Origin of the sequence: Escherichia sp. MOD1-EC5990 (assembly GCF_002965285.1) — a bacterium.
In the GTDB taxonomy this organism is placed as follows: Bacteria; Pseudomonadota; Gammaproteobacteria; order Enterobacterales; family Enterobacteriaceae; genus Escherichia; species Escherichia coli_F.
Genome location: NZ_PTRV01000029.1, coordinates 1 through 17,897, shown reverse-complemented (window position 1 = coordinate 17,897; position 17,897 = coordinate 1). Strand labels below are relative to the sequence as shown.

Here is a 17,897-nt window from a genome sequence, read left to right as displayed (position 1 = left end):
ACCATGATTACACAACAAATTATCAGTAGTGAGTTGGAAGTTTTAAAGAAACATATTGACTCAGGAGATATTAGAATTCCGTCACTATGGCAGGGATTAAAACCCGGGCTTATCATCATGGGGTGGATGATTTTTTGTCCCTTGCTAATGTCATTTCTAATAACACAAAAGACAAGTGAAACACTCACTGCTGTGTTAGCCGGAGGATGGCTTGGACTTATTATTCTGTTTATTGTGGCAAGGATTAGAATGTTATATTTCTCTCTGCCGGAAGAATTCCTAAAGACATCATCTGTAATGAGGGTTATATCATCAAAACTTAAAGTGTATTTCATTGTGTATATGGGAGTTATATTTTTATGGTCTTTTTTAGGTGGAGGGATTATATACGGTTTTGGCGCAATTTTAGTGACGGTTATTATGGCGTTCTTGATTCAATTAGATATCGGTAGATATCAATTTGTTGGTGTTATTGATGCAATCAATAGTTACGTCAAAAACAAGAAGTTATCAATAGTAAAATAAAAGATATTAGAGAGTAAATATATGATGAAAACAAAAAAACTAATGATGGTTGCACTGGTCAGTTCCACTCTGGCCCTTTCAGGGTGTGGTGCGATGAGCACAGCAATCAAGAAGCGTAACCTTGAGGTGAAGACTCAGATGAGTGAGACCATCTGGCTTGAACCCGCCAGCGAACGCACGGTATTTCTGCAGATCAAAAACACGTCTGATAAAGACATGAGTGGGCTGCAGGGCAAAATTGCTGATGCTGTGAAAGCAAAAGGGTATCAGGTGGTGACTTCTCCGGATAAAGCCTACTACTGGATTCAGGCGAATGTGCTGAAGGCCGATAAGATGGATCTGCGGGAGTCTCAGGGATGGCTGAACCGTGGTTATGAAGGCGCAGCAGTTGGTGCAGCGTTAGGTGCCGGTATCACCGGATATAATTCCAATTCTGCCGGTGCCACACTCGGTGTGGGCCTTGCTGCCGGTCTGGTGGGTATGGCTGCAGATGCGATGGTGGAAGATGTGAACTATACCATGATCACGGATGTGCAGATTGCAGAGCGTACTAAGGCAACGGTGACAACGGATAATGTTGCCGCCCTGCGTCAGGGCACATCAGGTGCGAAAATTCAGACCAGTACAGAAACAGGTAACCAGCATAAATACCAGACCCGTGTGGTCTCAAATGCGAACAAGGTTAACCTGAAATTTGAAGAGGCGAAGCCTGTTCTCGAAGACCAGCTGGCCAAATCAATCGCAAATATTCTCTGATTATCTTCCGGAGGCTGGTCTGACCGGCCTCCTGACTGACGCCTCGCTTTGCTCGTTGTCCAACCCCGGAAAGAAATAAAATAAATTTTATTTCTCCCCGGCGTTTCCGAAATAAATATGAAAACACTGAGCGGTTGTGCAAATTCTTTGTGCGACCGTGAAGTGTTGCCGGCGAAGCCGGAATTTAACGGTTATTAATCTTTTCATCATTAATAATCAGTCCGACTGACTTTTTTTCTTCGGAATATCATCATGAGTTTTAACGCAAAGGATATGACCCAGGGCGGTCAGATTGCGTCCATGCGTATCCGCATGTTCAGCCAGATCGCCAATATCATGCTTTACTGCCTGTTTATTTTTTTCTGGATACTCGTTGGTCTGGTTTTATGGGTAAAAATAAGCTGGCAGACGTTTGTGAACGGCTGTATTTACTGGTGGTGTACCACGCTGGAAGGCATGCGGGATTTAATCAAGTCCCAGCCGGTATATGAGATCCAGTATTACGGCAAAACCTTCCGGATGAATGCTGCTCAGGTACTGCATGATAAATATATGATCTGGTGCGGAGAGCAGCTATGGTCCGCATTCGTTCTGGCCACAGTTGTGGCACTGGTTATTTGCCTGATTACCTTCTTTGTTGTCTCCTGGATTCTGGGGCGTCAGGGTAAACAACAGAGCGAAAATGAAGTCACAGGTGGTCGTCAGCTGACAGACAATCCGAAAGACGTTGCCCGGATGCTGAAAAAAGACGGCAAGGACTCCGATATACGGATTGGCGACCTGCCGATTATCCGGGATTCCGAAATCCAGAACTTCTGTCTGCACGGCACGGTCGGGGCCGGTAAGTCGGAAGTTATCCGTCGTCTGGCCAACTACGCCCGTCAGCGTGGAGATATGGTGGTGATTTATGACCGTTCAGGGGAATTTGTTAAAAGTTACTATGATCCCTCCATCGATAAAATCCTGAATCCGCTGGATGCCCGCTGTGCCGCCTGGGATTTGTGGAAGGAGTGCCTGACACAGCCGGATTTTGATAATACCGCGAACACGCTGATCCCGATGGGCACAAAAGAGGACCCGTTCTGGCAGGGGTCAGGACGTACCATTTTTGCGGAAGCGGCGTACCTGATGCGTAATGACCCCAACCGCAGCTACAGCAAACTGGTGGACACACTGCTTTCCATCAAAATCGAAAAACTGCGTACCTTCCTGCGTAATTCACCGGCGGCCAACCTGGTGGAAGAGAAAATTGAGAAAACGGCGATTTCCATCCGTGCTGTGCTGACCAACTACGTGAAAGCCATCCGTTACCTGCAGGGGATTGAGCATAACGGTGAGTCTTTTACCATCCGTGACTGGATGCGTGGTGTCCGGGAAGATCAGAAAAACGGCTGGCTGTTTATTTCGTCGAATGCCGACACCCATGCCTCCCTGAAGCCGGTGATCTCCATGTGGCTGTCCATTGCCATTCGTGGTCTGCTGGCAATGGGAGAAAACCGTAACCGTCGTGTGTGGTTTTTCTGTGATGAGTTACCCACGTTACACAAACTGCCGGACCTGGTGGAGATCCTGCCGGAAGCCCGTAAGTTCGGTGGCTGTTATGTGTTTGGTATCCAGTCCTATGCCCAGCTGGAAGATATCTACGGTGAGAAAGCGGCTGCCTCGCTGTTTGACGTCATGAACACCCGTGCCTTTTTCCGTTCTCCCAGCCATAAGATTGCAGAGTTCGCTGCCGGTGAAATTGGTGAGAAAGAGCACCTGAAAGCCAGCGAGCAGTATTCCTACGGTGCTGATCCGGTACGTGACGGGGTATCGACCGGTAAGGATATGGAGCGCCAGACGCTGGTCAGTTATTCCGACATTCAGTCTCTGCCGGATCTGACCTGTTATGTCACCCTGCCCGGACCGTATCCGGCAGTAAAACTCTCTCTGAAATATCAGACACGACCGAAGGTCGCTCCGGAGTTTATTCCGCGTGACATCAACCCGGAAATGGAGAACCGTCTGAGTGCCGTACTTGCCGCAAGGGAAGCAGAAGGTCGTCAGATGGCCAGCCTCTTCGAACCGGATGTCCCGGAGGTTGTTTCCGGAGAAGACGTGACTCAGGCTGAACAGCCGCAACAGCCGCAACAGCCGCAACAGCCGCAACAGCCGCAACAGCCGCAACAGCCGCAACAGCCGCAACAGCCGGTGTCTCCTGCCATCAACGATAAGAAGTCAGATTCAGGTGTGAATGTTCCGGCAGGGGGGATCGAGCAGGAGCTGAAAATGAAACCGGAAGAAGAGATGGAACAGCAACTGCCACCCGGGATCAGTGAATCCGGTGAAGTGGTGGATATGGCCGCTTATGAGGCATGGCAACAGGAAAATCATCCGGACATCCAGCAGCAGATGCAGCGTCGTGAAGAGGTGAACATTAATGTGCACCGGGAGCGCGGGGAGGATGTTGAGCCGGGAGATGATTTCTGATGAACAGGTCAACTCCAGTCTTCAATTCTCAGGCCGCCCACACGTTCAAATTCCCGGGTGTTATTAGTCACAATAATCAGTCCCCGACTGCGGGCATGACCTGCGATCATTTGATCAAATGGCCCGACAGGGCGTGCCTGACGGGCAAGTTCTGCTCTTATCTGGCCGGTGTGTGTGGCAGCAGCAGCGTCGTAATCCAGAACGTCAATGCGGGAAACAAATCCCTCGATCACAGCGAGATTACGTTCAGGCATCTGGCTTTTTTCTGCACCATATATCAGCTCCATCAGAGTGACCGAACTGATGCACATTCTCCCCTGGTTCAGGTTAAAACGTTCCCTGACACTGGCGGGTTTGTTCTTTATCGTAAAAATGCAGATGTTGGTATCGAGCATAAACTTCAGCATCAGAATGACTCCCTTTCCTGCATACCAGGCTGTTCCCTGTTATCCATAAAATCAGCGCTGACACTGTTTCCGTCGAACCATTCGTCCCATGTCTCTCCGGCAGGCGTAATGATTCGGGTTCGTCCGACAGCAATCACTTCAACGCGTTTTACGTTTTCCGGCAATGCAACCGCTTTTGGCAGTCTGACCGCCTGGCTGCGGTTGCTGAGAAATACGGTGGTTTCCATTATTTGCCTCCTTATGTGGATATGTCTTGTGTATATCCATTGTGGGATTGATGCCGGGATATGTCAAAGGGATATACGTTTATGATGAGTATTGCGCAGGTCAGATCGGCCGGAAGTGCCGGGAACTATTATACCGACAAGGATAATTACTATGTGCTGGGCAGCATGGGAGAACGCTGGGCCGGCCAGGGGGCTGAACAACTGGGGCTGCAGGGCAGTGTCGATAAGGATGTCTTTACCCGCCTTCTGGAGGGCAGGTTGCCAGACGGGGCGGATTTAAGCCGCATGCAGGATGGCCGTAACAGGCATCGTCCCGGCTACGACCTGACCTTTTCCGCTCCCAAAAGTGTCTCCATGATGGCCATGCTCGGGGGGGACAAACGTCTTATTGATGCACATAACCAGGCCGTGGATTTTGCTGTCCGTCAGGTGGAGGCGCTGGCTTCCACACGGGTTATGACGGACGGACAGTCAGAAACGGTGCTGACCGGTAATCTGGTGATGGCACTGTTTAACCACGACACCAGTCGCGATCAGGAACCACAGTTACACACACATGCGGTAGTGGCCAATGTCACGCAGCATAACGGCGAGTGGAAGACACTGAGCAGTGATAAAGTGGGGAAAACGGGGTTCATTGAGAATGTGTACGCTAATCAGATTGCCTTCGGCAGGCTCTACCGGGAAAAACTGAAAGAGCAGGTTGAGGCGCTGGGCTATGAAACGGAAGTGGTTGGTAAGCACGGTATGTGGGAGATGCCGGGCGTACCGGTGGAGGCCTTTTCCGGACGCTCACAGACTATCCGGGAGGCCGTCGGGGAAGACGCCTCGCTGAAATCCCGGGATGTGGCGGCGCTGGATACGCGAAAATCCAAACAGCACGTCGATCCTGAAGTCAGAATGGCCGAGTGGATGCAGACGCTGAAGGAAACCAGGTTCGACATCCGGGCATATCGTGACGCGGCGGATCAGCGTGCGGAGACCCGCACGCAGGCGCCCGGGGCTGTTTCACAGGAGGGGCCGGATGTGCAGCAGGCGGTGACACAGGCGATTGCCGGATTAAGTGAACAAAAAGTGCAGTTTACGTACACGGACGTGCTGGCCAGAACGGTCGGTATACTGCCGCCGGAAAATGGTGTGATTGAACGGGCACGCGCCGGTATCGATGAGGCCATCAGCCGTGAGCAACTCATCCCCCTTGACCGTGAGAAGGGGCTGTTCACGTCCGGGATTCATGTGCTCGATGAACTGTCAGTCCGGGCACTCAGTCGCGATATCATGAAACAGAACCGGGTGACCGTACATCCGGAGAAAAGTGTCCCCCGGACGGCCGGCTACAGCGATGCCGTCAGTGTTCTGGCACAGGATCGCCCGTCGCTGGCCATTGTGTCCGGGCAGGGCGGTGCAGCCGGGCAGCGTGAGCGGGTGGCTGAACTGGTCATGATGGCCCGGGAGCAGGGGCGGGAGGTGCAGATTATCGCTGCTGACCGTCGTTCGCAGATGAACCTGAAGCAGGATGAACGGCTGTCCGGTGAGCTGATAACCGGACGTCGTCAGCTGCAGGAGGGCATGACCTTCACACCGGGCAGTACCGTTATCGTTGACCAGGGCGAAAAACTCTCCCTGAAAGAGACGTTAACCCTGCTGGACGGTGCCGCACGTCATAACGTACAGGTCCTGATAACCGACAGCGGGCAGCGAACCGGTACAGGCAGTGCACTTATGGCCATGAAGGATGCCGGGGTGAACACATATCGCTGGCAGGGGGGAGAACAGCGACCGGCCACCATCATCAGTGAACCAGACCGTAATGTCCGCTATGCCCGGCTGGCCGGAGATTTTGCGGCCAGCGTGAAAGCCGGAGAAGAGAGCGTGGCACAGGTCAGCGGGGTACGGGAACAGGCCATACTGACACAGGCCATTCGCAGCGAGCTGAAAACACAGGGCGTGCTCGGTCATCAGGAGGTGACCATGACGGCACTGTCACCGGTCTGGCTGGACAGCCGGAGCCGTTATCTGCGGGATATGTACCGCCCGGGAATGGTGATGGAGCAGTGGAACCCGGAGACACGCAGTCATGACCGCTATGTGATAGACCGGGTGACGGCGCAGAGTCACTGCCTGACCCTGCGGGATGCGCAGGGTGAAACGCAGGTGGTGCGTATTTCTTCTCTGGACAGCAGCTGGTCGCTGTTCCGGCCGGAAAAAATGCCGGTGGCAGACGGCGAGCGTCTGAGGGTGACAGGGAAAATTCCCGGACTCCGCGTCTACGGCGGTGACCGCCTGCAGGCGGCATCCGTCAGTGAAGATGCGATGACGGTTGTTGTGCCGGGGCGGGCTGAACCGGCCACCCTGCCTGTGGCTGATTCACCGTTCACGGCACTGAAGCTGGAGAACGGCTGGGTGGAAACGCCCGGGCATTCCGTCAGTGACAGTGCGAAGGTTTTTGCCTCCGTCACACAGATGGCAATGGACAACGCCACCCTGAACGGTCTGGCCCGCAGCGGTCGTGATGTCCGGCTGTATTCCTCGCTGGATGAAACCCGTACTGCGGAAAAACTTGCCCGCCATCCCTCCTTTACGGTGGTTTCTGAGCAGATAAAGGCGCGTGCCGGTGAGACATTGCTGGAAACCGCTATCAGTCTGCAGAAAGCAGGGCTTCACACGCCGGCACAGCAGGCCATTCATCTGGCCCTTCCTGTGCTGGAAAGTAAAAACCTGGCCTTCAGCATGGTGGACCTGCTGACAGAGGCGAAGTCGTTTGCTGCAGAAGGAACCAGTTTTACTGACCTGGGAGGGGAAATCAATGCGCAGATAAAACGCGGTGATTTACTGTATGTGGATGTGGAAAAAGGCTATGGCACAGGCCTGCTGGTTTCCCGTGCGTCGTATGAGGCTGAAAAAAGCATTCTTCGCCATATTCTCGAAGGTAAGGAGGCGGTCACGCCGCTGATGGAGAGAGTACCTAGCGAACTCATGGAGAAACTGACATCAGGACAGCGTGCCGCCACCCGCATGATACTGGAAACGTCCGACCGTTTCACGGTGGTGCAGGGGTATGCCGGTGTGGGTAAGACCACACAGTTCCGGGCGGTGATGTCAGCCGTGAACATGCTGCTGGAGAGTGAGCGTCCCCGTATCGTTGGGCTGGGGCCCACGCACCGTGCGGTCGGTGAGATGCGCAGCGCCGGCGTGGATGCACAAACACTGGCGTCCTTTCTGCATGACACGCAGCTGCAGCAGCGCAGCGGAGAAACGCCGGATTTCAGCAACACGCTGTTCCTGCTCGATGAGAGCTCAATGGTGGGCAATACCGACATGGCACGGGCATACGCCCTGATTGCGGCCGGTGGCGGTAGGGCGGTGGCCAGTGGTGACACGGACCAGCTGCAGGCCATCGCGCCCGGTCAGCCTTTCCGTCTCCAGCAGACGCGCAGTGCTGCCGATGTGGCCATCATGAAGGAGATTGTGCGTCAGACGCCGGAACTGCGGGAGGCGGTATACAGCCTGATTAACCGGGATGTGGAAAGGGCACTGTCCGGGCTTGAGAGTGTGAAACCGTCTCAGGTGCCACGTCAGGAGGGCGCATGGGCACCGGAGCACTCCGTGACGGAGTTCAGTCACAGCCAGGAAGCGAAACTGGCAGAAGCGCAGCAGAAGGCGATGCTGAAAGGCGAGGCTTTTCCGGATGTCCCCATGACACTGTATGAAGCCATTGTCCGCGACTATACCGGCAGAACACCGGAAGCACGGGAGCAGACGCTGATTGTCACGCACCTGAATGAGGACCGGCGCGTACTGAACAGCATGATTCATGATGTACGGGAAAAGGCCGGTGAGCTGGGGAAAGAGCAGGTCATGGTGCCTGTCCTGAACACAGCGAATATACGTGACGGGGAGCTGCGTCGTCTCTCCACCTGGGAGACACATCGGGACGCACTTGTCCTGGTGGATAATGTGTATCATCGGATTGCCGGTATCAGTAAGGATGACGGGCTGATAACCCTGCAGGATGCGGAAGGTAACACGCGGCTGATTTCTCCCCGGGAGGCGGTGGCTGAAGGTGTCACACTGTACACCCCGGACACCATCAGGGTGGGGACCGGTGACCGGATGCGCTTCACGAAGAGTGACCGGGAGCGCGGTTATGTTGCCAACAGCGTCTGGACGGTGACAGCAGTTTCCGGTGACAGTGTCACGCTGTCGGACGGACAGCAGACCCGGGAGATTCGCCCCGGCCAGGAGCAGGCAGAGCAACATATTGACCTGGCCTATGCCATCACCGCTCACGGTGCGCAGGGGGCAAGTGAAACCTTTGCCATTGCGCTTGAAGGCACGGAAGGTAACCGGAAACTGATGGCCGGCTTTGAGTCAGCCTACGTGGCCCTGTCGCGTATGAAGCAGCATGTGCAGGTGTACACCGATAACCGTCAGGGCTGGACGGATGCCATTAACAATGCCGTACAGAAAGGAACGGCCCACGATGTATTTGAGCCGAAACCGGACCGGGAGGTCATGAATGCAGAGCGGCTGTTCAGTACGGCGCGGGAACTGCGGGACGTGGCGGCAGGGCGTGCTGTTCTCCGTCAGGCGGGGCTGGCCGGGGGAGACAGTCCGGCACGGTTTATTGCACCGGGGCGCAAATATCCGCAGCCGTATGTGGCACTGCCGGCGTTTGACCGTAACGGCAAGTCAGCAGGTATCTGGCTGAACCCACTGACCACGGATGACGGAAACGGGCTGCGGGGATTCAGTGGTGAAGGACGGGTGAAAGGCTGCGGGGATGCGCAGTTCGTGGCCCTGCAGGGCAGCCGTAACGGAGAGAGCCTGCTGGCTGATAATATGCAGGATGGTGTCCGGATTGCCCGTGATAATCCTGACAGCGGTGTGGTGGTGAGAATCGCCGGTGAAGGTCGTCCGTGGAATCCCGGTGCCATCACCGGTGGTCGCGTGTGGGGGGATATCCCGGACAACAGTGTCCAGCCGGGAGCCGGAAATGGCGAACCGGTCACGGCAGAGGTGCTGGCACAGCGGCAGGCTGAAGAGGCCATCCGTCGTGAAACGGAACACCGCGCAGATGAAATTGTCCGTAAAATGGCAGAGAACAAACCTGACCTGCCGGATGGCAAAACAGAGCAGGCTGTCAGGGAGATTGCCGGGCAGGAGCGTGACCGGGCTGCCATAACTGAACGGGAAGCCGCGCTGCCGGAGGGTGTACTGCGTGAACCTCAACGGGTGCGGGAAGCTGTCAGGGAAATTGCCCGGGAAAATCTGCTGCAGGAGCGACTTCAGCAGATGGAGCGGGATATGGTCCGTGACCTGCAGAAAGAGAAAACCCTGGGCGGAGACTGATACAGGAAGACACACGCTGATGACAACAGAGAACACGACACGTAACGATTCACTGGCTGCCCGGACCGATACCTGGTTGCAGTCGTTGCTGGTCTGGTCTCCGGGACAGCGGGATATCATCAAAACGGTGGCACTGGTGCTGATGGTACTGGACCATGCAAACCGCATTTTGCATCTGGACCAGACGTGGATGTTTCTGGTCGGGCGTGGGGCCTTTCCGCTGTTTGCCCTGGTGTGGGGGCTGAATCTGTCCCGTCATACGCATATCCGGCAGGAGGCCATTAACCGGCTGTGGGGATGGGCGGTGATTGCCCAGTTCGCATATTATCTGGCCGGCTTTCCCAGGTATGAGGGGAATATCCTGTTTGCCTTTGCAGTTGCGGCACAGGTGCTGACATGGTGTGAAACGCGCAGTGGGTGGCGTACTGCAGCGGCCATTCTCATGATGGCACTGTGGGGGCCTTTGTCTGGCACCAGTTACGGCATTGCCGGGCTGCTGATGCTGGCTGTCAGCCACCGGCTGTACCGGGCGGAAGACAGAACGGAACGTCTGGCGCTGGTTGCATGCCTGCTGGCCGTGATTCCGGCACTTAACCTTGCCACCAGTGATGCCGCGGCGGTGGCCGGCCTTGTGATGACGGTGCTGACCGTTGGTCTGGTGTCCTGTGCAGGGAAATCATTACCCCGTTTCTGGCCCGGGGATTTTTTCCCGACGTTCTATGCCTGTCATCTGGCTGTGCTGGGCGTTCTGGCACTGTGAAGGGTGTGGTATCTTTGACCGTAAAGGATGATTCGTCAGAGGCAGAACACAGCATGACAGAGCAGAAACGACCGGTACTGACACTGAAACGGAAAACGGAAGGGGAGACGCCTGTCCGCAGCCGGAAAACCATCATCAATGTCACCACGCCACCAAAATGGAAGGTGAAAAAGCAGAAACTGGCCGAGAAAGCAGCCCGGGAAGCAGAGCTGGCGGCAAAAAAAGCGCAGGCCAGACAGGCGCTGTCCATTTATCTGAACCTGCCCACGCTGGATGAAGCTGTGAATACCCTGAAGCCCTGGTGGCCGGGATTATTTGACGGTGACACGCCCCGGCTTCTGGCCTGCGGTATCCGGGACGTGTTACTGGAAGATGTGGCGCAGCGGAATATCCCGCTTTCGCATAAAAAACTGCGCAGGGCGCTGAAGGCCATTACCCGTTCAGAAAGCTATCTGTGTGTCATGAAAGCCGGTGCTTGTCGGTATGACACGGAAGGGTATGTGACGGAGCATATTTCTCAGGAGGAAGAAGCGTATGCGGCAGCGCGTCTGGAGAAAATCCGTCGCCAGAACCGGATAAAGGCAGAACTACAGGCCGTGCTCAATGAGAAATAAAAAAGCCTCCGCATGGGGTCGGAGGCCGAAGGATTCATCCCAGACGTATCCTAGTGTGAATCAGTATATTTGTATATGCCTCATCATGTACAGAATCTGTGCCCACGTCCAGAGAATACCCCGGAAAGGTAGCACAGCATATTACGGTTGATAACCCCTCTGATGTAATGTTTTGTCATGAAAGTTTTACAAAAAGCATATGGAGATCATAATTATTATGGAGAAGATAATCAGGGGAGAAGATACAGAAAGATGTATTGCCCTTATTGATTATGAGAACTGCAGTAATCTGAAAAATATATCACTTAAAGAATATACAGAATTAATCATCTTTACCGGCCCCCTGCAGCAAAATGTTGTACTACCGGTTAATTCATTTCCGGATAATGTAAAAATAAGTATCAGACAGACAAGCGGAGTGTCAAAAAATAATGTTGATTTTCATCTGGTTCTTGAACTTGGCCGGATGACCTGTTGTGGTGAGAGGGATAATACATACCATATTATTTCAGCAGATAAGGGATATGACGGGATTATACAGACGCTGCGCAGGCAGGGCATTCAGAGCCGTCGTGTCACACCTGAGAGAGCTGTTCTGGCAGCATTCCCCGTTATTTGTATTGATGTTATTGTGCGCTGGGTAGATAAGATTCAGTTATATGCCAGAGAACCCCGTAATATGCCAGCGTCAGTGAAGTCATTTAATAACTATCTGAAGTCACAGATGCGGAAAGAGTGGAGTGAAACGCTGGCTAAGGATATTCGTGATGAACTGATTCGTCGGAGGGTGATAAAAGTTAAAGAAAGCAAAATTACCTGGTCATCTTTGAGTGATCGGAAGTAGCCATGATTTATAATGCTAAATAAGGAGAAAAGAATGTCATTTATTCCTGTGACAAAACAGAGGGCATCATTTAAAGATAAGGGTAATGCCAGACTGACAGTAAGAAGGACAAAATCCGGCGCGTCAGGTCTTTATGTGAGTGTTGCAGTTCGTGGAGAAAAAGAATTCATCATCACAGAGCTGGACTATGATGCGAAAGAGATAAGATTAAAACCAACAGATTCACCCGGGGAGGGATTGAAGTTGTCTTCCGGTACATTCACGCTCGCTGGTAAATTCAGCAAAGAAATACTGCCTGCAGGTGTGCGCAGTGTTTGTATTATTCTAAACAAAAAAGATGATGGATGGTGGTACGGGAATTATTAAAGTGCCTGTTGTGATTCTTTTGTGAAATTAAATGACGAGAATGAATATATGAATACTCAGGAAGCATCAGATTTGATAGCGAGATATGAGCATAATGTTCTTATTGTAGGGAATTCTGTCACCCAAATTGATAGGTTTTTTAAGAGATATTACATGCCTGATTCTAAATATTATGACTTCAGTCAGGCAAGCGGTGATGGTGATTTGGTTGCTGGCAGAAATGACTATGCTGTTTCTGTTGTCAGAGATGCCTTAAATTCTGAAGAGCACGTTATTATTTTTAATTGTGTCGGGTGGCCGGATTTGGGAGAAGGTTCGGCAATATTACAGTTTGCCATGACAGCCAGAAAACTTGATAAGCAACTTATTGTTGCAGTACATAAAAGAGATGCGTCCGGACTGAAGTGCAACTTTAGGACTGTCGGGAAGTTAACGGGTAAGGATAATATTGTTGTTGTAAGTTGTCAGGGAAGCGTCTGCCCCTGCCATCAGCCAGGTGGATAATAATTAACTTTTCTGTTGTGTAATCCTGTTTATCTTATTCATGGTTGTTTTGTTGTAATAAATCTGGATGTGCTGAAGATTATTTATGAAAAGCGGGAAATTAAATAAATGTCGCGAAAGCAAATAATGTTTCTGTCCCGTCTTTATATGGGGTTCCAAGCCGGAAACCTAGATTTTTCCGCGACCAGTAACGGCGTGGGTTGTCACATAAACGACCGATTGAGTGACACTCACAGAAACAACGATTTCGACACTGAATTCGTCACATAACCCGTCACTTATTCAATGTCATGCAAAGCTGTCTGTGACTCGCTTTAGTGACGGAATTTTCTGGGATTCCGGCTTAGACCCCCGTCCTGTCTTATTTTGATTGTAGTTCTTCTCCAGATAATATGGGTGAACAAAAATAAAGATATCACTAAGTTATTTCACTGGGGAATAAGTATGACTTTTGAAGATAATTCATGGGAAGGAACTATGAATTATGGGATTGTTACGCTGAACAGCCGTTATGCTCCGAACGCTGAAGAGAAAAAACGCTATCAGTGTGCTGATGTCGTCAATAGCATAATTGAGTCTGAGTCTTCCGTGGAGTGGATGATTAATAAAATTCTGCAGGATATAAAAACGGCTGAGGAATCAGATTTTATATCAAAAGAGTTATTACAGCTGAAGAGCGTTTCTGAAAACTTTTTACAGGAAATAACCACTCTGAAAAGAAGCACCGCCATGATACAGCGAGAGCTGGCAGATAAAGTGCTTGGTAGTCATGAACTGATGTTTGATAAACCCTGCGGGGTTAGTGTGAATGGCTACAGGTTCTCGGCAACTCCTGTCTCTCAGGAGGCTAATTATATAATATCCGATCTGTTTTGTTATACTGAGAAGGCAAATATCAATATGAAACTTTCAGATGTTTTTGTATCAGGTGGTAAAAAGATGCCAAAGAGGCAAATTCCGGGGCATCTGGTAATAAATTTATGGGATACGTCAGAGGCAAACGTTGCCTGACGCCTTCGCGTTGCTCAGTTGTCCAACCCCGGAAACGGGAAAAAGCAAGTTTTCCCCGCTTCCGGCGTTTCCGGTATTATTTAGTGAATGGCATTTGTCATATATACAAACATAATATCAACAAGATAAATTAATACGGAAAGCCCGATATTAATATTGGTTTCTTTTAACAGTGCTGAGGATTCATGAGATATAGCCAGTGTTTTTCTGGTTTTAATTTGTTGCACCAGAAACCATGTATTAAGAATGGCGATAAGAAAATAAGCCAGGTAAATTGCGTTAGCCATACTATCAACTCTCGTAAAATAAGTGAAAACAGAAACTCACAGCTATCTGACAGATAACGAACGATATCGTTATTATCTTTTTTAGGGGATTTTACGTACAAACAGGTATGGAACAATTCGGGAAATACTGATAATTATTAAGGTTATCAGATAATTAACCGACTGGCTGAAGTGTGGTACTATTGCTGCGGGTGTCTGAGCCTTTCTGGTTCAGGCAAGACGCAGGTTCCAGAAATGCGAAGACCCCACTCGTTAATCCATTAACTCGTGAGGTCTGCATGAAGTACGTTGCACTACTGATTGTAGCCTCTTCCTTGCAGAGAGGTCAAAGTTTATGACGAAGTATGCCCTTATCGGGTTGCTCGCCGTGTGCGCCACGGTGTTGTGTTTTTCACTGATATTCAGGGAACGGTTATGTGAGCTGAATATTCACAGGGGAAATACAGTGGTGCAGGTAACTCTGGCCTACGAAGCACGGAAGTAAGCTGCCGGGCGGGGACGGAAGTCCCCGCTTTCCGGAAGTGTGAGGTATTTCAGGGGCAGACACCCGAAATGCCAGAAACCGCCGGTCCCGCCCGGGGCCGGCATCCTGGTTAAGGCATTTCCTGCTTTTCAGTCATTTCATTATCAAAATCACATTAAACGGTCGTAATCAGACATGATTTGTGCGCCAACACTGATCATCGTCACAACTTTCAAGTCGCTGATTTCAAAAAACTGTAGTATCCTCTGCGAAACGATCTCTGTTTGAGTATTGAGGAGGCGAGATGTCGCAGACAGAAAATGCAGTGACTTCCTCATCAGGCACCAAGCGTGCATACCGGAAAGGTAATCCTGTTCCGGCCAGAGAGAGGCAAAGAGCTTCTCTGGCTCGCAGAAGCAACACTCATAAGGCTTTTCATGCGGTTATCCAGGCACGGTTAAAAGACAGGCTGAGTGAACTGGCGGATGAGGAAGGTATTACCCAGGCGCAGATGCTTGAAAAACTGATTGAATCAGAGCTGAAACGCAGAGCGACTTCGTAAATATTCACATTCTTGCTTATCTCAGGCGTGAGTGATAGATTGCTGATCGCTTAAGGAATTTTGTGGCTGGCCACGCCGTAAGGTGGCAGGGAACTGGTTCTGATGTGGATTTACAGGAGCCAGAAAAGCGAAAACCCCGATAATCTTCTTCAACTTTGGCGAGTACGAAAAGATTACCGGGGCCCCATAAAACCGCATAGCCATCAATTCAGCTATGCGGGGAGTATAGTTATATGCCCGGAAAAATTCAAGACTTCTTTCTGTGCTCACTCCTTCTGTGCATTGTAAGTGCAGGATGGTGTGACTGATCTTCAACAAAGGTATTACCGCCAGGTAAAGAACCCGAATCCGGTGTTTACACCCCGTGAAGGTGCCGGAACGCTGAAGTTCTGCGAAAAACTGATGGAAAAGGCGGTGGGCTTCACTTCCCGTTTTGATTTCGCCATTCATGTGGCGCATGCCCGTTCGCGTGGCCTGCGTCGACGCATGCCACCGGTACTGCGTCGCCGGGCCATTGATGCGCTGCTGCAGGGGCTGTGTTTTCACTATGACCCGCTGGCCAACCGCGTCCAGTGCTCCATCACCACACTGGCCATTGAGTGCGGACTGGCGACGGAGTCTGCTGCCGGAACACTCTCCATCACCCGGGCCACCCGGGCCCTGACATTCCTGTCAGAGCTGGGACTGATTACCTACCAGACGGAATATGACCCGCTTATTGGCTGCTATATTCCGACCGACATCACGTTCACACCGGCGCTGTTTGCTGCTCTCGATATCTCAGAAGAGGCGGTGGCTTCCGCACGCCGCAGCCGTGTGGAATGGGAAAACAGACAGCGCAAAAAGCAGGGGCTGGATACCCTGTGTATGGATGAACTGATAGCGAAAGCCTGGCGTTTTGTGCGTGAGCGTTTCCGCAGTTACCAGACAGAGCTTAAGTCCCGGGGAATAAAGCGTGCCCGTGCGCGTCGTGATGCGGGCAGGGAACGCCAGGATATCGTCACCCTGGTGAAACGGCAGCTGACACGTGAAATCTCGGAAGGGCGCTTCACTACTAATCGTGAGGCGGTAAAACGCGAAGTGGAACGTCGTGTGAAGGAGCGCATGATTCTGTCACGTAACCGTAATTACAGCCGGCTGGCCACAGCTTCCCCCTGAAAGTGACCTCCTCAGAATAATCCGGCACGCGCCGGAGGCATTCGCACGCCTGAAGCCCGTTAGTGCACAAAAAATCGGCACCACATCCAAAAAACAACCTCATCATCCACCTTCTGGTGCATCCGGTCCCCCCTGTTTTCGATACAAAACACGCCTCACAGACGGGTAATTTTGCTTATCCACATTAAACTGCAAGGGACTTCTCCATAAAGTTACAACCGTTTATGTCATAAAGCGCCAGCCGCCAGCCTTACAGGGTGCAATGTATCTTTTAAACACCTGTTTATATCTCCTTTAAACTACTTAACTACATTCATTTAAAAATAAAACCTATTCACTGCCTGTCCTGTGGACAGACAGATATGCACCTCCCACCGCAAGCGGCGGGCCCCGGCCGGAGCCGATTTAGTTACAACATGCAGACATAGACCCCGGAAAAACCCGGGTTCCGCGCAGAACCGAAACCACAAAGCCCCTCCTCATAACTGAAAAGCGGCCTCGCCCCGGCCCAAAGGGCCGGAACAGAGTCGCTTTTAATTATGAATGTTGTAACTAAACATCTCATTGCTGTCAGCCTTCTGGCTGGACGTATCGAGTACACGCTCGTAAGCGGCCCTGACGGCCCGCTAACGCGGAGATACGCCCCGACTGCGGGTAAACCCTTGTCGGGACCACTCCGACCGCGCACAGAGACATTTTCATCGCTGATAACGGGTATAGCTTTGCAGGACTGGGATGGGATAGGTGAAATCTATCAATCAGTACCGGCTTACGCCGGGCTTCGGCGGTTTTACTCCAGTATCATATGAAACAACAGAGTGCCGCCTTACATGCGCTGGCGCGCATTATTTGCCTTGTTTCGTCTGATAGTAATCACTATGATTAAATATGATTAACAACTAATCGGATATGCAAATGAAAAACAATACTGCACAGGCAACAAAAGTCATTACCGCGCATGTGCCATTACCTATGGCTGATAAAGTCGACCAGATGGCAGCCAGGCTGGAACGCTCCCGGGGCTGGGTTATCAAACAGGCGCTTTCTGCATGGCTTGCCCAGGAGGAGGAGCGTAATCGCCTGACGCTGGAAGCCCTGGACGATGTGACATCCGGACAGGTTATCGACCATCAGGCTGTACAGGCCTGGGCGGACAGCCTCAGTACTGATAATCCGTTACCGGTGCCACGCTGATGGAACTGAAGTGGACCAGTAAGGCGCTTTCTGATTTGGCGCGGTTATATGATTTTCTGGTACTGGCCAGTAAACCTGCTGCTGCCAGAACGGTGCAGGCCCTGACACAGGCTCCGGTCATTCTGTTAACTCATCCACGTATGGGAGAACAGTTGTTTCAGTTTGAACCCAGGGAGGTCAGACGGATTTTTGCTGGCGAGTACGAAATCCGTTACGAACTTACTGGCCAGACTATTTATGTATTGGCCCTGTGGCACACACGAGAAAACAGGTAGATTGTGTGTGGGGACAACTTAACATAGCCTGCAGGGTAATGACTCTAACTTATTGATAGTGTTTTATGTTCAGATAATGCCCGATGACTTTGTCATGCAGCTCCACCGATTTTGAGAACGACA

Annotated in this window: 20 protein-coding genes; 16 read left to right on the top strand and 4 right to left on the bottom strand. The window is 51.5% G+C overall.

The window, feature by feature from the left end; translation table 11 throughout:
- Window positions 1-3 precede the first annotated feature (3 nt).
- From traS to traD, 3 genes are all read left to right on the top strand, one after another.
- On the top strand, window positions 4-525 hold the full coding sequence (traS, locus tag BEB42_RS23070) for a conjugal transfer entry exclusion protein TraS (protein ID WP_000632669.1): 522 nt from the start codon (window positions 4-6) through the stop codon (window positions 523-525).
- Between the two features lie 24 nt (window positions 526-549).
- Window positions 550-1,281 carry a conjugal transfer complement resistance protein TraT gene (gene traT, locus BEB42_RS23065; protein WP_000850422.1) on the top strand — a complete coding sequence of 244 codons (732 nt, stop codon included), beginning with the start codon at window positions 550-552 and terminating at the stop codon, window positions 1,279-1,281.
- A gap of 252 nt (window positions 1,282-1,533) precedes the next feature.
- A complete protein-coding gene (traD, locus tag BEB42_RS23060) occupies window positions 1,534-3,750 on the top strand; it encodes a type IV conjugative transfer system coupling protein TraD (protein ID WP_040100291.1) in 2,217 nt (738 codons plus the stop codon).
- Window positions 3,751-3,758: 8 nt separating this feature from the next.
- On the opposite strand, the gene vapC is transcribed toward traD, so the two are convergent.
- A complete protein-coding gene (gene vapC, locus BEB42_RS23055) occupies window positions 3,759-4,157 on the bottom strand; it encodes a type II toxin-antitoxin system tRNA(fMet)-specific endonuclease VapC (protein ID WP_000911315.1) in 399 nt (132 codons plus the stop codon).
- Entirely contained in the window at window positions 4,157-4,384 is a 228-nt protein-coding gene (vapB, locus tag BEB42_RS23050) for a toxin-antitoxin system antitoxin VapB (RefSeq protein ID WP_000450532.1), read from the bottom strand. Before vapB ends, vapC begins: the two co-directional genes overlap by 1 nt.
- Window positions 4,385-4,465: 81 nt before the next feature.
- Here vapB and traI point away from each other — a divergent pair, with 81 nt between their 5' ends.
- The 7 genes from traI to BEB42_RS23015 all read left to right on the top strand — a co-directional run bounded on the left by traI (window position 4,466) and on the right by BEB42_RS23015 (window position 13,835).
- Complete coding sequence (gene traI, locus BEB42_RS23045; RefSeq protein WP_032219139.1) at window positions 4,466-9,736, top strand: conjugative transfer relaxase/helicase TraI; 5,271 nt, start codon at window positions 4,466-4,468, stop codon at window positions 9,734-9,736.
- A 19-nt stretch (window positions 9,737-9,755) separates the two neighbouring features.
- Window positions 9,756-10,496 (top strand): conjugal transfer pilus acetylase TraX, encoded by a 741-nt coding sequence (traX, locus tag BEB42_RS23040; protein WP_000206159.1) that lies wholly within the window; start codon window positions 9,756-9,758, stop codon window positions 10,494-10,496.
- 53 nt (window positions 10,497-10,549) lie between these two features.
- Window positions 10,550-11,110, top strand: coding sequence for a fertility inhibition protein FinO (locus BEB42_RS23035; RefSeq protein ID WP_000139347.1), 561 nt, complete (start codon window positions 10,550-10,552; stop codon window positions 11,108-11,110).
- A 217-nt stretch (window positions 11,111-11,327) separates the two neighbouring features.
- Entirely contained in the window at window positions 11,328-11,954 is a 627-nt protein-coding gene (locus BEB42_RS23030; RefSeq protein ID WP_040080517.1) for a PIN domain-containing protein, read from the top strand.
- A gap of 33 nt (window positions 11,955-11,987) precedes the next feature.
- Complete coding sequence (locus BEB42_RS23025; RefSeq protein WP_000008339.1) at window positions 11,988-12,320, top strand: hypothetical protein; 333 nt, start codon at window positions 11,988-11,990, stop codon at window positions 12,318-12,320.
- 48 nt (window positions 12,321-12,368) lie between these two features.
- Window positions 12,369-12,824 carry a hypothetical protein gene (locus BEB42_RS23020; protein ID WP_001095945.1) on the top strand — a complete coding sequence of 152 codons (456 nt, stop codon included), beginning with the start codon at window positions 12,369-12,371 and terminating at the stop codon, window positions 12,822-12,824.
- Window positions 12,825-13,268: 444 nt separating this feature from the next.
- On the top strand, window positions 13,269-13,835 hold the full coding sequence (locus BEB42_RS23015; protein ID WP_000141887.1) for a hypothetical protein: 567 nt from the start codon (window positions 13,269-13,271) through the stop codon (window positions 13,833-13,835).
- A gap of 80 nt (window positions 13,836-13,915) precedes the next feature.
- Here the strand turns inward: BEB42_RS23015 and BEB42_RS23010 are convergent, their stop codons facing one another.
- Window positions 13,916-14,122: a hypothetical protein gene (locus BEB42_RS23010; protein WP_001262247.1), complete on the bottom strand. Its 207-nt coding sequence runs from the start codon at window positions 14,120-14,122 to the stop codon at window positions 13,916-13,918.
- Between the two features lie 334 nt (window positions 14,123-14,456).
- Between BEB42_RS23010 and BEB42_RS23005 the strand changes: the two genes are divergently transcribed.
- The 6 genes from BEB42_RS23005 to BEB42_RS22970 all read left to right on the top strand — a co-directional run bounded on the left by BEB42_RS23005 (window position 14,457) and on the right by BEB42_RS22970 (window position 17,774).
- The gene (locus BEB42_RS23005) at window positions 14,457-14,606 is read left to right on the top strand and encodes a Hok/Gef family protein (protein ID WP_001312851.1); all 150 of its coding nucleotides are present in this window, start codon (window positions 14,457-14,459) and stop codon (window positions 14,604-14,606) included.
- A 283-nt stretch (window positions 14,607-14,889) separates the two neighbouring features.
- A complete protein-coding gene (locus BEB42_RS23000) occupies window positions 14,890-15,147 on the top strand; it encodes a replication regulatory protein RepA (protein WP_000083843.1) in 258 nt (85 codons plus the stop codon).
- A gap of 233 nt (window positions 15,148-15,380) precedes the next feature.
- On the top strand, window positions 15,381-15,455 hold the full coding sequence (gene tap / locus BEB42_RS22990) for a RepA leader peptide Tap (protein WP_064717003.1): 75 nt from the start codon (window positions 15,381-15,383) through the stop codon (window positions 15,453-15,455).
- Window positions 15,448-16,305: an incFII family plasmid replication initiator RepA gene (gene repA / locus BEB42_RS22985; RefSeq protein WP_000130933.1), complete on the top strand. Its 858-nt coding sequence runs from the start codon at window positions 15,448-15,450 to the stop codon at window positions 16,303-16,305. The genes tap and repA overlap by 8 nt, the downstream gene beginning before the upstream one ends.
- A 909-nt stretch (window positions 16,306-17,214) precedes the next feature.
- The gene (locus tag BEB42_RS22975) at window positions 17,215-17,499 is read left to right on the top strand and encodes a CopG family ribbon-helix-helix protein (protein ID WP_001178089.1); all 285 of its coding nucleotides are present in this window, start codon (window positions 17,215-17,217) and stop codon (window positions 17,497-17,499) included.
- On the top strand, window positions 17,499-17,774 hold the full coding sequence (locus BEB42_RS22970; RefSeq protein WP_000421252.1) for a type II toxin-antitoxin system RelE/ParE family toxin: 276 nt from the start codon (window positions 17,499-17,501) through the stop codon (window positions 17,772-17,774). Before BEB42_RS22975 ends, BEB42_RS22970 begins: the two co-directional genes overlap by 1 nt.
- A gap of 49 nt (window positions 17,775-17,823) precedes the next feature.
- Here the strand turns inward: BEB42_RS22970 and BEB42_RS22965 are convergent.
- Window positions 17,824-17,897, bottom strand: a 74-nt coding sequence (locus tag BEB42_RS22965) for an IS1 family transposase (protein ID WP_004200914.1), incomplete at its 5' end; no start/stop codon positions are given.

What these genes read in the sequence shown, in the direction of transcription:
- BEB42_RS23005 (WP_001312851.1), top strand. Translation starts at nt 14,457, where the DNA reads ATGACGAAGTATGCCCTTATCGGGTTGCTCGCCGTGTGCGCCACGGTG.
- traT (WP_000850422.1), top strand. Translation starts at nt 550, where the DNA reads ATGAAAACAAAAAAACTAATGATGGTTGCACTGGTCAGTTCCACTCTG.
- traS (WP_000632669.1), top strand. Translation starts at nt 4, where the DNA reads ATGATTACACAACAAATTATCAGTAGTGAGTTGGAAGTTTTAAAGAAA.
- vapB (WP_000450532.1), bottom strand. Translation starts at nt 4,384, where the DNA reads ATGGAAACCACCGTATTTCTCAGCAACCGCAGCCAGGCGGTCAGACTG.
- BEB42_RS23020 (WP_001095945.1), top strand. Translation starts at nt 12,369, where the DNA reads ATGAATACTCAGGAAGCATCAGATTTGATAGCGAGATATGAGCATAAT.
- BEB42_RS22970 (WP_000421252.1), top strand. Translation starts at nt 17,499, where the DNA reads ATGGAACTGAAGTGGACCAGTAAGGCGCTTTCTGATTTGGCGCGGTTA.
- BEB42_RS23000 (WP_000083843.1), top strand. Translation starts at nt 14,890, where the DNA reads ATGTCGCAGACAGAAAATGCAGTGACTTCCTCATCAGGCACCAAGCGT.
- BEB42_RS23025 (WP_000008339.1), top strand. Translation starts at nt 11,988, where the DNA reads ATGTCATTTATTCCTGTGACAAAACAGAGGGCATCATTTAAAGATAAG.
- BEB42_RS23030 (WP_040080517.1), top strand. Translation starts at nt 11,328, where the DNA reads ATGGAGAAGATAATCAGGGGAGAAGATACAGAAAGATGTATTGCCCTT.
- BEB42_RS23015 (WP_000141887.1), top strand. Translation starts at nt 13,269, where the DNA reads ATGACTTTTGAAGATAATTCATGGGAAGGAACTATGAATTATGGGATT.
- BEB42_RS23010 (WP_001262247.1), bottom strand. Translation starts at nt 14,122, where the DNA reads ATGGCTAACGCAATTTACCTGGCTTATTTTCTTATCGCCATTCTTAAT.
- traD (WP_040100291.1), top strand. Translation starts at nt 1,534, where the DNA reads ATGAGTTTTAACGCAAAGGATATGACCCAGGGCGGTCAGATTGCGTCC.
- vapC (WP_000911315.1), bottom strand. Translation starts at nt 4,157, where the DNA reads ATGCTGAAGTTTATGCTCGATACCAACATCTGCATTTTTACGATAAAG.
- BEB42_RS22975 (WP_001178089.1), top strand. Translation starts at nt 17,215, where the DNA reads ATGCAAATGAAAAACAATACTGCACAGGCAACAAAAGTCATTACCGCG.
- BEB42_RS23035 (WP_000139347.1), top strand. Translation starts at nt 10,550, where the DNA reads ATGACAGAGCAGAAACGACCGGTACTGACACTGAAACGGAAAACGGAA.
- traX (WP_000206159.1), top strand. Translation starts at nt 9,756, where the DNA reads ATGACAACAGAGAACACGACACGTAACGATTCACTGGCTGCCCGGACC.
- traI (WP_032219139.1), top strand. Translation starts at nt 4,466, where the DNA reads ATGATGAGTATTGCGCAGGTCAGATCGGCCGGAAGTGCCGGGAACTAT.